The sequence below is a fragment of the Embleya sp. NPDC059213 genome (assembly GCF_042754445.1).
In the GTDB taxonomy this organism is placed as follows: domain Bacteria; phylum Actinomycetota; class Actinomycetes; order Streptomycetales; family Streptomycetaceae; genus Embleya.
This window is the reverse complement of the sequence record NZ_JBHZAV010000004.1, coordinates 98,724-112,275: the sequence shown is the minus strand read 5'-3', so window position 1 is coordinate 112,275 and position 13,552 is coordinate 98,724. Positions and strand designations below refer to the sequence as shown.

Sequence of the window (13,552 nt, the reverse complement as noted above, 5' to 3'; positions counted from 1 at the left end):
TCGGTTACGCGAATCGTCCTTGCAGCAGCCACACGCCCGGGGCGCCCGGGTCCGCGACCGGGTCGCCGAGCAGCCCCCAGAACCGCTCGACCACCGCGGCCCGCGGCACGTCGGCCACGTCCATGCCCTCCGGGAAGACCGAGCTCAGCGCTTCGAGCACCTCGCCGATGCGCTTGCGGCGCATCCCGATCAACCGGGTGATATCCGGCAGTTGGGTCTTCCAGCGGCCCACCACCGCCTCGGCGAGCAGGTTTTCCAGTTCGGGGCCGACGCCGGACACCTCGGCCAGGTCACGCATCGACAGGCCGAGGGCGCGGACCAGGAAGCCGGTCCGCTGCTCGTCGGCCCGCCACTTGTTCGCACGTTCGAGTCGGGCGTAGCCGATCTCCTTCATCCGTACCTGGTTGGCCAGTTGGGCGCGGGTGAGGCCGGCCGCGATCCGGTGGTCCTGGAGATTGCCCGGTCGGCCGCCCATGAGTTGGCTCACGGGGACGACCAAGGACTTGGCGAGGGCGAGCAGTTCGGCTTCGTTCGGGCGTTCCGTCCCGGCTTCCCACTGGGCCACGGTCGACGGCAGCACCCGCAGCTCGTACGAAGCCAATGTCGCGGCCACACGCTCGCAGGTTAGCGCCATCACCCCCCGGGCGGAGGCGGCTGCGGACGGCGAGAACGCCGGTCGGACATCGAGGTCATTGGGGTCGGTCACGCGGCAAGCATAGAAAGCCTCGGCGCCGGCGTGGTGCCGACGTCTCCGGGAACACGGCGAACCGGCCCGCGTCCGGGGGACATCGGGCCGGCACCCGGTCCGTACCGGGTGTGCACTCGATCGACCCCGGTCGGCAAGCGAGCGGCAACCGATCGGCAACCGATGATTACCGGTTGGGCCGTAGCTTGGTCACATGGCGCGGCAGCGCCGGCGCGATCGACCACAACACCTCGGCCTCGATCTCGCCCGGATTCGTCCATCCGTGTTCGAGTCGCGCGGAGAACGTGGTCGAGTCGCCCGCGCCCAGATGTCGCACGGCGCCGTCGACGGTGAGTTCGAGGCTGCCGCGGACCAGGTAGGCGAACACCGTCTCGGCCTCCAGCGCGTACGCGCCGCCCGAGCCGCCGCCCGGGCTCAGCACGGTGCGCATCACCTGGACGTGCGTCTCCTCCGCCGGCGTCAACAGGAACTCTTCGATCCCGATGCCGCCCATCTCCAGCGGGGCACCGATGCCGCTGCGCACCACGTCCTGGTCGGGGTAGTCGAACAGGGCGGCGATGCTGGTGCCGACCGCGTCGCAGATGCGCAGCAGGGTCGGCACGGACACCGACGCCTTGCCGCGCTCGGCCAGGCTCAGAAAGCCCTTGGTCACCCCGGCGGCGCCGGCTACCTGGACCAGCGTCAGCCCCTGGGCCAGGCGCAGTTCGCGCAGGCGCGGGCCGACCCGGGACATCCGGCTGGAGGTGTCCTTGGCGGCGGGTGTGGCTGCGGGCTCTGCGCCGGTGGCGGCCGGTGTGGCCGCGGGCTCTGCGCCGGACTCTGCTCCGGTATGTGCTGGCACGCGCGACACGGTACCCGTCCTCCCGTCGTTTCAGCGCACCGTTCCGCGACCGCCGAGCGGTCCGTAAAGGTTCGGATTCACCCTGCTCGGGGGTCTTTACGCCACGAGTTTACTCCTGTAAAACCTTGACGAAAGTTTAGCGCTACTAAACGCGACCTCGTCCAGCCAGGAGCAGCCATGAGCACCATCCCCTCCCCGGCACCCGCCGACCGCGTCCGCGGCGTGGTTCTGCGCCCCGGCAACGACCTGACCATGACCGATCTCGTGCTGGCCCCGCCCGGCTCCGGCGAGGTCGAGGTCGCGGTGGTCGCGGCCGGCGTGTGCCACTCGGACCTGCACGTGGTGCGCGGCGAATGGGACGTGCCGATGCCGGTCGTACTGGGCCACGAGGGCTCCGGCGTGGTGACCGCGCTCGGCCCGGACACCGAGGACTCGGGCCTGGCCGTCGGCGACCACGTGGTGCTGTCCTGGGTGCCGGCCTGCGGCGCCTGCCGCTACTGCCTCGCCGGCCGGCCCGCCGCGTGCTCGCTGGTCGCCGAGGTGGTCGCGCCCAAGGGCGTGCTGTACGACGGCACCAGCCGACTGAGCTCGACCGACGGCGAGCAACTGCACCACTACCTGGGCGTGTCCTCGTTCGCCGACCGGGTGGTGGTGCCCGCCTCCGGCGCGATCAAGGTGCGCAAGGACGCGCCGCTGGACGCGCTGGCCCTGGTCGGCTGTGCGATCGCCACGGGGGTGGGCGCGGTCCGCAACACCGCGGGAGTGGAGGCCGGCGCGACGGTCGCGGTGATCGGCTGCGGCGGCGTGGGGCTCTCCTGCGTACAGGGCGCCCGGCTGTCCGGCGCGGGCCGGATCGTCGCGGTGGACGTGGTCGCGGACAAGCTCGACCTGGCGCGCACGCTGGGCGCCACCGACACCGTCGACGCGAGTGCGGTCGACCCGGTGGCGGCGCTGCGCACGTTGGTCCCGGAGGGCCTGGACTACGTGTTCGACGCGATCGGCAAGATCGCCACCACCGAGCAGGCCATCGCCGCGCTCGGTCAAGGTGGCGCGGCGGTGATCGTCGGCCTCCCGCCGACCGGCAGCACCGCCCGCTTCGACCCGCTCGCGTTGGCCGAGGCCGACCAGCGCATCCTCGGCTCGAACTACGGCTCGGTGGTCGCCCACCGCGACATCCCGGTGCTGGTCGACCTGGTGGTCGGCGGCTTCCTGGACGTCGAGTCGATGATCTCGGCCCGGCGTCCGCTGGAGGAGGCCGGGGACGCCCTCGCGGAGCTGAACGAGGGCCGTGCCCTGCGGCAGTTGCTGATCACCGGCTACCGGCCGGCGCCCCACGACCCGGCCGAGGCCGGCGTGGCCGGCTCCGACTCGGCGGCCTACGACGCGTACACCGCGTGCGTCGCGCCCCGGTCCGCCTCCGGCTCCACCACGCACGCCCCGTCCGCGTACGACCCCACCAAGCGCGAGGGCTGACCGATGACTACTCTCACCCCAGGCAATTCGGCCGGAAAGTCCGGAAAGGCAGCACCCGTGCCCGCATCCGCAGCCTCGCTCCCCTCCCCCGGCGCCCACTCCGGCCCGCCCGACGACGGCCTGGCCCGGCGCAGCGTGACCACCTTCGAGGTGGGCGCGCAGAGCGTGGCCAACGTCGCGCCCAGCGCGGTGATCGCGTTCGCGCCCGCGAGCATGGCCGCGTCCGCGGGCAACGGCGCGTGGTTCTCGTTCTTCCTGGCCATGGCCGCGGTGCTGGCGATCGCGTACTGCATCTGCGTGTTCGCCCGCCGCCGGGCCGGCACCGGCTCGCTGTACGCCTTCACCCGGCTCTCGCTCGGACCGGCCGGCGCGTTCGTGACCGGTTGGGCGCTGCTGATCGGCGCGGTGTGCATCGGCTCCGGCTCGCTCGCGGGCGCCGGCTACTACACCGGCCGGGCGCTGGACGGAATCGGCGTGGGCGCCTTCACCGGCGTGGCCGGTCAGGTGTTGCTCGACGTGTTGCTGGCCGCCATCGCGGTGCGGTTGACCATCGCGAGCGTGCGCACCGCGGCGCGGGTGGCGGCGACGTTGGAGGTGATCTCGATCGTGCTGATCGTGGTCGTGCTCCTCGCGGTGTTCTTCAAGAGCGGCAACGACCTGTTCGACACCGACCAACTCACCCTGAGCGGCAGCACCCTGGACGGCGTCGTGTTCGCGGTGGTCCTGGGCGTGCTCGGCTTCGTCGGTTTCGAGGGCGCGGCCTCGCTGGGGGCGGAGGCGACCGACCCGTACAAGGCGATCCCGCGTGCGGTGATGGGCAGCGCGCTGCTGGCCGGGCTGTTGTACATGTTCGCCACCTACGCGCAGGTGGTCGGCTTCGGCGGCCCCGACGGCCTGGTGGCCAGCGCCGACCCGATGGACGAGTTGGCCGAACTCTCCGGCCTGGGCTTCCTGAAGTTCTTCCTGCACGCGGGCTTCGCCGCCTCGTTCCTGGCGGTGGTGATGGCCTGCGTCACGGTCGCGGCCCGACTGCTGTTCGGCATGGCCAGGGAGGGCGTGGTGCCGGCCCGCCTGGGTCGCGCGCACCCGACGCACAAGACGCCCTCGGCGGCGATCCTGGTCGTCACGCCCTTCGTCGCGATCCCGACGGTGGCGGTCGTGCTCGCCGGCACCAACGGCCTGGACGCGACCACGTACATCGACACGATCGGCGTCTTCGGCTACATGTTGTCGTACGTCCTGGTCTGTCTGGCCGCGCCGCTGTTCGTCCGCAGGACGGGCGCCCGGGCCCTGGCGATCACCTGGGCCCTGGGCCTGATCGGCGCGGCGGCGATGGTCTACGTCTTCTACCGCAACCTGTGGCCCGTCCCGGAATCCCCGCTCAACGTGCTGCCGTACGTCTTCGTCGGCGCCCTGGTGGTGGGCATCGCCGGCTACGCGGTCCTGCGCGCCCGCGACCCGGAACGCGCCGCCCGCGCGGGCACGTTCGCCGACGACGCGGCGTAGCCGGTTCCGTCGCGCCCGCCGCCGCCCGCTCGGGGGCGGCGGGCGCGACGGACGCCCATCGGCATCAAAAACGGCAAATGGTAATCAATGCCCGGATACGCCGCCGGGCGGATTCCGATTCGCGGCCGGATTTCCCTGGACGTGAATTGACTAAACTTCGCGCTACCACGATTCTTGCGTTCGGCGGCCCAGGGGTGGGGATCCCGGTGACAGACCCGGGCAGCGGGGGCCGCCTTTTCGCGAGGAGTCGTTTCTTTCATGCATAAGACGCAGCGGGGTATATCCCGCGTGGCTTCGGCGTTCGTCGCCACCGGACTGGCCGCGGTCGCGGTCGTGGGCCTGGCGCCCACCGCGCACGCGGACGCCGACGCCGGCACCAAGCTCCGCTTCCGCGGTCACGTGGACGACACGGAGGGCTCGGTCCGCCTGAAGGGCTTCCCCTTCGGCGTGCAGACCGAGCTGATGATCCTCAGCCAGGAGCGCCGGGGGACGCCCGAGGTTCTGGTCTACTGCATCGACCTGGACACCACCGTCCAGGACCAGGCGGAGTACCGCGAGGGCACCTGGGGGGAGTCCTGGCTCCAGGACACCGCGAAGGTCGCGAAGATCAACTGGGTGCTGAACAACTCGTACCCCAAGACCGCCGACCTCGACGCGCTGGCCAAGACCGCGGGTCTGCCGTTGCACAAGGGCCGGGGCAAGGACAAGGACAAGAAGTTCTACGACCTCGACGCGGCGGAGGCCGTCGCGGCCACCCAGGCGGCGATCTGGCACTACAGCAACGGTGTCGACGCGAGCAGCAGCAACGACGAGGACGTCAACGCCCTCTACGCCTACCTGACTGGCCCGGCCAACAAGGGTCTGGCCACCGAGCCGGGCGCCGCGCTGGAGCTGTCGCCGACCACCAAGTCGGGCAACGACAGTGACACTCCGGGCGTCGGTCCGATCACCGTCACGACCTCCGGCACCGACCCGGTCGCGGTCAAGCTCGACGGCAACGTCCCGGCCGGCGCCTCGCTGGTGGGCAAGGACGGCAACCCGATCAACACGGCCGCGAACGGCACCGAGCTCTACGTCAAGGCGCCCAAGACGCCGGGCGAGACCAAGATCTCGGCCACCACCAAGGCCGGCATCAACATCGGCCGGGTGTTCCTGGGCAAGAACCGCAAGCACACCCAGACCCTGATCACCGCGGGCTCGCAGCCGTTCTCGGCCAGTGCCTCGGCCCAGGTCAAGTGGTCCCACCAGCCCGTCCCGGTGCCTTCCTCGGCGGCCAAGGAGGACTGCGTCGAGGGCGGTGTCACCGTCACGCTGAAGAACTCCGGTGACGGACCGGCCGACTTCAAGGTCAACGGCACCACGGTGAAGGTGCCGCCGAGCTCGACCAAGACGCACTTCGTCAAGGTCGCCGAGGACACCGACTACACCATCAAGGTGACCGGCCCGGGCAACTACTCGCAGACCTACACGAACAAGCTCGACTGCGTCGAGACGCCGACCGTCCCGCCGACGACGGCTCCGCCGACCAGCCTGCCGCCGGTCAACACCACGCCGCCGACCACGCCGAAGCCGCCCACCACGACCGCGCCGCCGGCCCCGGGCACGTCCGCCCCCGCGACCAGCGCCGCGCCGACCACCTCGGCACCGGCGACCTCGTCCGCGCCGCCGACGAGTGCGGCCCCGACCACCAGCCAGGGCCCGGGTACGGGCGCCCCCGCGACCACGGGCGCGCCGACGACCACGTCCGCCCCCGCGACCTCCTCGGCGCCGCCGGCCACCAGCGCGCAGCCGAGCGGCAGCACCGGGCCGACCAAGCCGATCGTGGAGCCCGGTACCGACGACCCGGCCGTTGTCGTGCCGTGGCTGCCCGTCGCCCCCGCGGGCAAGGGCAAGGACCTGGCCAACACCGGTGGTGACGACTCCGCCACCTTCCTGATCGCCGGTGCGGCCGCCGCACTGCTCGCGGCCGGTGGCGGCGCGATCTACTTCAACCGCCGCCGTGGTCGCCACCAGGTCTGACGTCCTCGACCCGGGCAACCGCACGACCGCTGAACCGGGCCGAGTCACCAGGTGACCCGATCCGATGACAAGGGCTCCGCCGACCCGGCGGGGCCCTTGTCGTTTTCGGCCGGCCGGACGGGCGCGATTCCCATGCGTATTCCTGCGAATGCAATCCGTGCTTTGTCGACAGCACGATTCATTTCCCTGGCGGGCACCGAAACGGCTCGATAATTCGAAAGAACTCGACTGGTACAAGATTGTGACGCGGGCACTCCGACGGCCGCGATTGTCACCGTCGCCGGGAATGATCCGACCCCTGGACGACCTGTACTCGACGACCGTTCGCTTCGGAGGGACCCCGACCATGTCGCACCGCATCATCAACCCCGACGGCCTGCACGACCCGGTGCACTTCGGCTACAGCCACGTCGCCGTGGCATCCGGGGAACTCGTGTTCGTCGCCGGACAGTACGCGTCGGACGCCGACGGCCATGTGAGCACCGACGACTTCGCCGAGCAGGTCGAGGAGTCCTTCGACAACCTGCGGATCGCCCTCGCGGCCGTCGGCCTGGACCTGAGCCACATCGTGCAGTTGCGCACCCACATCGTCGATCACGACTCGGACAAACTGGCCATCCTCGGCAAGGCGATCGGGGCGATCTGGGGTGACGTGCCGCCGACCCAGACGCTCAGCGGTGTCGCTTCGCTGGCCCTGCCGGAGATGTTGTTCGAGGTCGACGCGGTCGCGGTGCGCCCCTGACCCGCGCCCCGACATGCGAAGGCGCCGGCCGGGTGAACCACCCCGGCCGGCGCCGATCACGAACGGGTCAGGCCGGGACCAGGTGCGAGCGCTGGCGCCCCAGCCGATCGATCTCCAACTCCATCACGTCGCCCGCCGCCAGATACGGGAAGCGCCCGGACAGGGCCACCCCCTGCGGCGTCCCGGTGTTGACGATGTCGCCGGGTTCCAGCACCAGATACTGCGACAGGTGGTGGATCAGGTACGCCACGTCGAAGATCATGTCGGCCGTGGTCGAGTCCTGCCGGATCTCCCCGCCGACCCACGACCGCAGCCCGAGCGTCTGCGGGTCGGTGACCTCGTCGGTGGTCACCAGCCACGGGCCCAACGGGTTGAACGTCTCGCAGTTCTTGCCCTTGGACCACTGGCCGCCGGACTGTTCGAGCTGGAACGCCCGCTCGGACACGTCGTTGCTGATCGTGTAGCCCGCGACGTGGGCCAACGCCTCCTCGGGCGAGTCGAGGTAGCGGGCTCGGCGGCCGATCACCACGGCGAGTTCGACCTCCCAGTCGGTCTTGACCGCGCCGCGCGGAATCGACACGTCGTCGTAGGGCCCGACCACGGTGTGCGGGGTCTTGTAGAACAGGATCGGCGTGCTCGGCGGCTCGGCGCCGGATTCGGCCGCGTGTGCCGCGTAGTTCTGACCGATGCACAGCACCGCGCCGGGCCGGGCCACCGGTGCGCCGACCCGCAGGCCCGCGACGTCGAGCTCGGGCAGGGTGCCCGCCGCGGCGGCCTCGCGGACCCGCCGGACGCCGTCCGAGGCGAAGAAGGCTCCGTCGATGTCGGCGGTGAGCCGGCCGAGGTCGAAGTGGCGGCCGTCGGCGGCGAACAGTACGGGGCGTTCGTTGCCGGGTTCGCCTACGCGCATCAGGCGCACGGTGGTCTCTCCAGGGGTGAAGGTGTCGGTATGGGAGGTGAAGGAGGGTTCAGCCGACCCGGGTGAGCGCGTCCGGGCCGACCTCGTGGTCGAGCGCGGCGCCGGTGAGGTAGCGCTGCACCTCGGCCAGCACGATGTCGCCCTGCCGGCGGCGGCACTCGACCGTACCGGCGGCCCGATGCGGCGTCAGCAGCACGTTCGGCAACCCCCGGAACGCATGCTCGACGGGCAGCGGTTCCCGGTCGAACACGTCCAAGGCGGCGTCGATGCGACCGGTGGCCAACTCCGCGAGCAGCGCCCGCTCGTCCACCAGCCACGAGCGCGCGGTGTTCACCAGCCCGGCGCCGTCCGCGAGCAGGGCCAACTCGCGGGCCCCGAGCAGGTGCCGGGTCTCCGGCAACGACGGTGCGTGCAGCGCGACGATGCGACTGGTGGCCAGGAGTCGCGGCAATTCGACGAGTTCGACCCCGAGGTCGGCCGCTTCGGCGGCGCTCAGGGTGGGGTCGGTGACCTGTACCCGGGCGCCGAGCGCGCGGACCACCTCGATGTACGCCCGCCCGGTGCGCGACGCGCCGACCACGCCGATCCGGCTGCCGAGGATCTCGTGCCGCTCGGGCGCGACCGAGGCCGTCGCCCAGTCGCCTCCCCCGCGCAGCGCGTGGTCGTAGCGATGGGTTCGGTGCAACAGCGCCAGGGTGAAGGTCAGCGCGACCTCGGCCACCGAGCGGGCCATGCCCTGCCCGGCCTGGGTCACCCGGACCCCGCGGGCGAACGCGTCCGCGCCCACATACGGGGTGATCGCCGCGCCGGTGTGCGCCAACAGCCCGACCCGGGGCGCCGCCGCGAGCAACTCGCCGGTCAACCGCGGCATGCCCCACGACGACACCAGCACGTCCGCCCCCGCCAGGGCCGCCCGCAGCGCGTCGACGTCGGCGGGATCGTCCACCGGCAGCACCTCGGCCAGGTCCCGCAGCCGCTCGGCCACTCCCCCGGGCCCGGCCGGGTCCCGCGCGCCGAAGAACTCCGCGCGCAACCCGGGCGGGACGGCCAGCACGACCGCGGCGCGAGCGCCCGGCCCGGCGGCCCACGTCGGACTAGGCGAGCCAGGCATCGAGGTGCTCCGCCACGAACGCGTCGTCGGTCAGCCACGGATATGCCTTCGCCACCCGGGCGATCTCCTCGGCCTGTCCCGGCGACAAGGTCTCCGCCGGGTCCAGGCACCAGGTCCCGGCCAGCAACCCCTGCCGGCGCAACACCTCGTGCACGCCCGCGATGCAGCCGCGGAAGCCGCCGCGCACATCGAAGACCGCCGAGTTGGCGTCGGTCAACTCGGGTGCCTGACCGAGCAGTTCGACCATCATGCGGTGATCGCCGGCGCGCGCCCGGCGGACCCGGTCGAGCAGCGTGACCGCGCTGGAGGTCCAGACCGCCCACTGGCCGAGCAGCCCGCCGGCGAACCAGCGCGGCCGGTCGCCGGCCCGATACGGGGTCAGCAGGTCGGTGATGATCGCGTCGTCGTTGCCCGTGTACAGCGCGACCTCGTCGGCCCGGTCGGCGTCGGCCACCGCCGCGAGCACGTCCGAGGTGCGATAGCGGTCGAACGGTGCGATCTTGATCGCCGCCACACTGGGAATGTCGGCGAACGCGCGCCAGAACTCCGGGGTGAGGAACCGGCCGCCCACCGCGTCCTGGAGGTAGAAGCCGATCACCGGCAACACCTCGCCGACCGCCCGCGCCCGGTCCAACAGGCCCTGTTCGTCCGCGCCCGGCACGGCGGGACTGAGCAGCACCGCGTCGTAGCCGAGCGAGGCGGCGAGTTCGGTCTCGGCCACCGCCTGCGCGGTGTACCCGCAGGCGCCCGCCACCCGCACCACCGGGCGGCCCGCCTCGCGCGCGACCGTCTCGGCGGCCAGCTCCAGCACCGGCCGGAGCAGCCCGACCTCGGGCCGGCGAATCTCGAACTGCGTGGTGTGTACGCCCACCGCCAGGCCGCCCGCGCCGGAGGCGAGGTAGTAGCGGGTCAGCGCCCGCTGCCGACGCTCGTCGAAGCGGCCCTCGGCGTCGAGCGCCAGCGGGTGCGCGGGAATCACGGTGCCTTCGAGCAGCAGTTCGATCGGCGTGCGCGGGCCTGCCGCCGCGTCGGTCGAGCCGACCGCGTCGAGCCCACCGGCCGGATCGACCGGGTCCATCGAGCCGACCGGACTCGGGTTGTCCGTTGCGGAGTTGATCACGATGCCTCAGAACTTTCCGTCGCGAACCTGGAACTTGGTGGCCTTGCCGGACAGCGGATACCCGCGCCGGATCCAGTCCGCCTGCCAGGCCACGAGTGTGCGCAGGGGGACCTCGGGATAGCCGAACAACTCGTGGCACAGACTCGCGTCGGACAACAACGCGCTGCCCGACTCGGCTCCGGTCACCATCGCCTCCCGGCCGAACTCGGTGCCGAACATCGCCGCGAGGCGTCGTACGGACGCGGTCTCGGGGCCGGTCAGGTTCACCGTGAACGGTGTGCCCGCGTGCCCGAGCGAGCGCAGCGCGACCTCGTTGGCGTAACCCTGCCACACCACGTTGGCCTGACCCGTCGTCACATCCACCGGTGCGCCCGCGTGTACCGCCGCCGCGATGTCGGCGAGCACGCCGTAGCGCAGGTCCACCGCGTAGTTGAGCCGGATCAGCGCGACCCGGGTGCCGCGCGTGGTGGCCGCGTGGGTGAACACCCGCTCGCGGCCCAGGCACGACATCGCGTACTCGCCGACCGGCCCGACCGGGTCGGTCTCCACGCTGCCGCCGGAGCCCGCGTCCACCAGCGGGTACACATTGCCGGTGGAGAACGCGGCGATCCGCGCGTCGGGGTAGCGGCGGGCGATCCGGTCCGGCAGCGCGGCGTTGACGGCCCACGCGTGCTCGGGGGCGCCGGCCGAGCCGAACTTGGCGCCGACCATGAACACCACGTTGCCCGCGTCCGGGAGTTCGGCCGGGTCGCCGGTCATCAGGTCGAACGCGACGGTGTGCACGCCGTCGGCCTCCAGCGCCTTCGCCGCCGCCCGGTCCGACCAGCGCGAGACCGCGTACACGCGCGCGTCGGCGCGTCCGCCCGCGTCCAGCGCACGGCGGGCCAGCCGGCACAGACTCGGGCCCATCTTGCCGCCCGCGCCGAGCACGACCAGGTCGCCGTCGAGTTCGGCCAGGTCCGCGATCAGCGCCGCGGACGGGGTCGCGAGGAGTTCCTCCAACGCGGCCTCGCCGTCCGGGAAGGCGAGTCCCGCGGGTGTGCCCTTCGCTTCGGCCACAGCTACAGCCACCTCTCTCCTGACGGATGATCAGCCATGACGGGTGATCAGCCCTTGATTCCGGTTGCCGCCACGCCTTCGGTGACGTAGCGCTGGCCCACCAGGTAGGCCATGAAGATGGGCACGAACGCGACCACGGAGCCTGCCAGGACCACGTTGAGCGGCACGTTCTGCTGTTGCAGGGAGGCGATGCCGACGGTCAGCGTGCGCATGTCGGTGCTCTGGCCGACGATCAACGGCCACAGGAAGTCGTTCCAGTGCCACAGGAAGACGAACGTGCCCAGCGTGGCCATGATCGGCTTGATCAGCGGCAACACGATCCGGACGAAGATCTGGAACTCCGAGGCGCCGTCGATCTTGGCCGCCTCGAACAGCTCGTCCGGCAGTCCCTGGATGAACTGCCGCATCAGGAACACCGCTTGCGCGTTGGCCAGCGAGGGCAGGATCAGGCCCCAGTAGGTGTCGACGCCGTTCATCTTCGCGATCAGGACGAACGTCGGGATCATCGTCACGTGGTACGGGACCATGACCATCGACAGGAACGACCAGAACATCGCCTCGCGGCCGGGGAAACGCTTCTTGGCGAACGCGTAGCCGGCCAGCGCGGAGAGCAGCAGCGTGCCGAGCACGCCGACGATCGAGTAGATGAGCGTGTTGATCAACCACTGGGGGACGTCCTGCGAACCGAGGACGTCGCTGTAGGCGCTGGTGGTCAGGTTCCACGGCAGCAGACTGCCCGGGAACTCGACCGCGCCGGACGGCTTCAGGGACAGCACGACCATCGCGTAGAACGGGAAGATCGTGGCCAGCGCGACCACCCCGAGCAGCACGCCGCGCAGCACCTTGCCGCGTCGGGTGCCGCGCAACGCGTGCGGCACGGTGTCCTGTTCGCGGCTGCCGGCGGAGCGGTCGCGGCGCAACCGCAGGCGGGCGCGCGGGGGTTCGTGCTTCGCCGTCACGATCGGCGGCGGCGTGCTCTCGGTGACCTCGTGGGTATCGAGGGACATGGTCACTTCTCCTTCCCGATCACCAGGCGCTGGATGATCGCGACGATGAGCGTCAGCACGAACAGGGCCAGGCCGATCGCGCTGGCGTAGCCGAGATCGAAGTACTTGAAGCCGGCGTCGTAGAGCTGGAACACCAGCGTGTAGCTGGCGTTCGCCGGGCCACCGCCGGTCATCACGTAGACCGCGTCGAAGACCTGGAAGCTGGCGGTGGTCTCGATCACGGCGAGGAAGAACAGCGCGGGCTTCAGGCTCGGCGCGATGATGTAGCGAAAGCGCTGCCAGGGGCCGGCGCCGTCGGTGAGCGCGGCCTCCTCCAGCTCGCGCGGCACGTTCTGCAGGCTGGCCAGCAGGATCAGCATGCCGTAGCCGAACCGCGACCAGATGCCCACGATCGCCAGCGCGGGCACCACGAACACGTCGTCGGCCAGCCAGGATCCGGTGTGTCCGCCGACCCAACTCATCACCGTGGACCACGGGCCGTCGGTGGAGAAGATCCAGATGAAGACGGTGGAGGCGAGCACCAGGCTGGTGACCACCGGGAGGAAGAAGATCGAGCGGAACAACTTCGAACCGCGGAAGGCGCGTCGGGTCAGCAGGGCGAGCCCGAGCGCGGCGATGATCGTGCCGGGCACGGTGATCACCGTGTACAGCACGGTCACCTTGAGCGAGGACCAGAAGACCGGGTCGTCCCACAGGCGGGTGAAGTTGTCCAGGCCGGTGAACTTCGGCGAGTCCATCAGCGAGTAGTCGGTGAAGCCGAGCAGCACGCCGGCGATGCTGGGGCCGAAACGGAACAGCACGAACAGCACGAAGGCGGGCAGGACGAACAGCAGCCCGATTCGGGCCTCGCGGCGGGCGTGCGGCCCGCGTCGGCGGAGCCTGCGGGGTTGTTCCGCGACTGCGGCCACGGGGACCTCCTTGGGCTGAAGAGCGGATGGATGGGACGGGAAGCGGGGGCGGGGTGGGGGGGGCGGGCCGACCCGGCCCGCCCCCCCGGGGGGCGCGCCGCGCCGCCCGGGGGCGCCCAGGGGCCGGCGGGGAAGGCGGGC

12 protein-coding genes are annotated in these 13,552 nt (G+C 71.4%); 4 read left to right on the top strand and 8 right to left on the bottom strand.

Annotation, left to right across the window (positions count from 1 at the left end; translation table 11 throughout):
• Positions 1-4 precede the first annotated feature (4 nt).
• Both ACFXMF_RS03045 and ACFXMF_RS03040 read right to left on the bottom strand, forming a co-directional pair.
• Positions 5-706, bottom strand: a complete 702-nt coding sequence (locus tag ACFXMF_RS03045; protein WP_360313414.1) for a transcriptional regulator — start codon at positions 704-706, stop codon at positions 5-7.
• Positions 707-872: 166 nt separating this feature from the next.
• Entirely contained in the window at positions 873-1,547 is a 675-nt protein-coding gene (locus tag ACFXMF_RS03040) for a helix-turn-helix domain-containing protein (protein ID WP_379992653.1), read from the bottom strand.
• 177 nt (positions 1,548-1,724) lie between these two features.
• On the opposite strand from ACFXMF_RS03040, the gene ACFXMF_RS03035 reads away from it, so the two are divergent.
• The 4 genes from ACFXMF_RS03035 to ACFXMF_RS03020 all read left to right on the top strand — a co-directional run bounded on the left by ACFXMF_RS03035 (position 1,725) and on the right by ACFXMF_RS03020 (position 7,287).
• A complete protein-coding gene (locus ACFXMF_RS03035) occupies positions 1,725-3,020 on the top strand; it encodes a zinc-binding dehydrogenase (protein WP_379992652.1) in 1,296 nt (431 codons plus the stop codon).
• 57 nt (positions 3,021-3,077) lie between these two features.
• Positions 3,078-4,526, top strand: a complete 1,449-nt coding sequence (locus ACFXMF_RS03030) for an APC family permease (RefSeq protein WP_360313420.1) — start codon at positions 3,078-3,080, stop codon at positions 4,524-4,526.
• Positions 4,527-4,784: 258 nt separating this feature from the next.
• Positions 4,785-6,545, top strand: a complete 1,761-nt coding sequence (locus ACFXMF_RS03025; protein WP_360313422.1) for a Cys-Gln thioester bond-forming surface protein — start codon at positions 4,785-4,787, stop codon at positions 6,543-6,545.
• Positions 6,546-6,891: 346 nt separating this feature from the next.
• Positions 6,892-7,287, top strand: a complete 396-nt coding sequence (locus tag ACFXMF_RS03020; RefSeq protein WP_360313424.1) for a RidA family protein — start codon at positions 6,892-6,894, stop codon at positions 7,285-7,287.
• Positions 7,288-7,354: 67 nt separating this feature from the next.
• On the opposite strand, the gene ACFXMF_RS03015 is transcribed toward ACFXMF_RS03020, so the two are convergent.
• The 6 genes from ACFXMF_RS03015 to ACFXMF_RS02990 are packed head-to-tail and all read right to left on the bottom strand — an operon-like array spanning position 7,355 to position 13,411.
• Entirely contained in the window at positions 7,355-8,206 is an 852-nt protein-coding gene (locus tag ACFXMF_RS03015) for a fumarylacetoacetate hydrolase family protein (protein ID WP_360313426.1), read from the bottom strand.
• A gap of 49 nt (positions 8,207-8,255) precedes the next feature.
• Entirely contained in the window at positions 8,256-9,317 is a 1,062-nt protein-coding gene (locus ACFXMF_RS03010; RefSeq protein WP_379992470.1) for a hydroxyacid dehydrogenase, read from the bottom strand.
• Entirely contained in the window at positions 9,301-10,395 is a 1,095-nt protein-coding gene (locus ACFXMF_RS03005) for a dihydrodipicolinate synthase family protein (RefSeq protein ID WP_360313444.1), read from the bottom strand. Before ACFXMF_RS03005 ends, ACFXMF_RS03010 begins: the two co-directional genes overlap by 17 nt.
• 48 nt (positions 10,396-10,443) lie before the next feature.
• Complete coding sequence (locus ACFXMF_RS03000; protein WP_379992471.1) at positions 10,444-11,508, bottom strand: NAD-dependent epimerase/dehydratase family protein; 1,065 nt, start codon at positions 11,506-11,508, stop codon at positions 10,444-10,446.
• Between the two features lie 35 nt (positions 11,509-11,543).
• A complete protein-coding gene (locus tag ACFXMF_RS02995) occupies positions 11,544-12,509 on the bottom strand; it encodes a carbohydrate ABC transporter permease (RefSeq protein ID WP_379992472.1) in 966 nt (321 codons plus the stop codon).
• The gene (locus ACFXMF_RS02990) at positions 12,506-13,411 is read right to left on the bottom strand and encodes a sugar ABC transporter permease (protein WP_360313434.1); all 906 of its coding nucleotides are present in this window, start codon (positions 13,409-13,411) and stop codon (positions 12,506-12,508) included. The genes ACFXMF_RS02995 and ACFXMF_RS02990 overlap by 4 nt, the downstream gene beginning before the upstream one ends.
• Between the last annotated feature and the right edge of the window lie 141 nt (positions 13,412-13,552).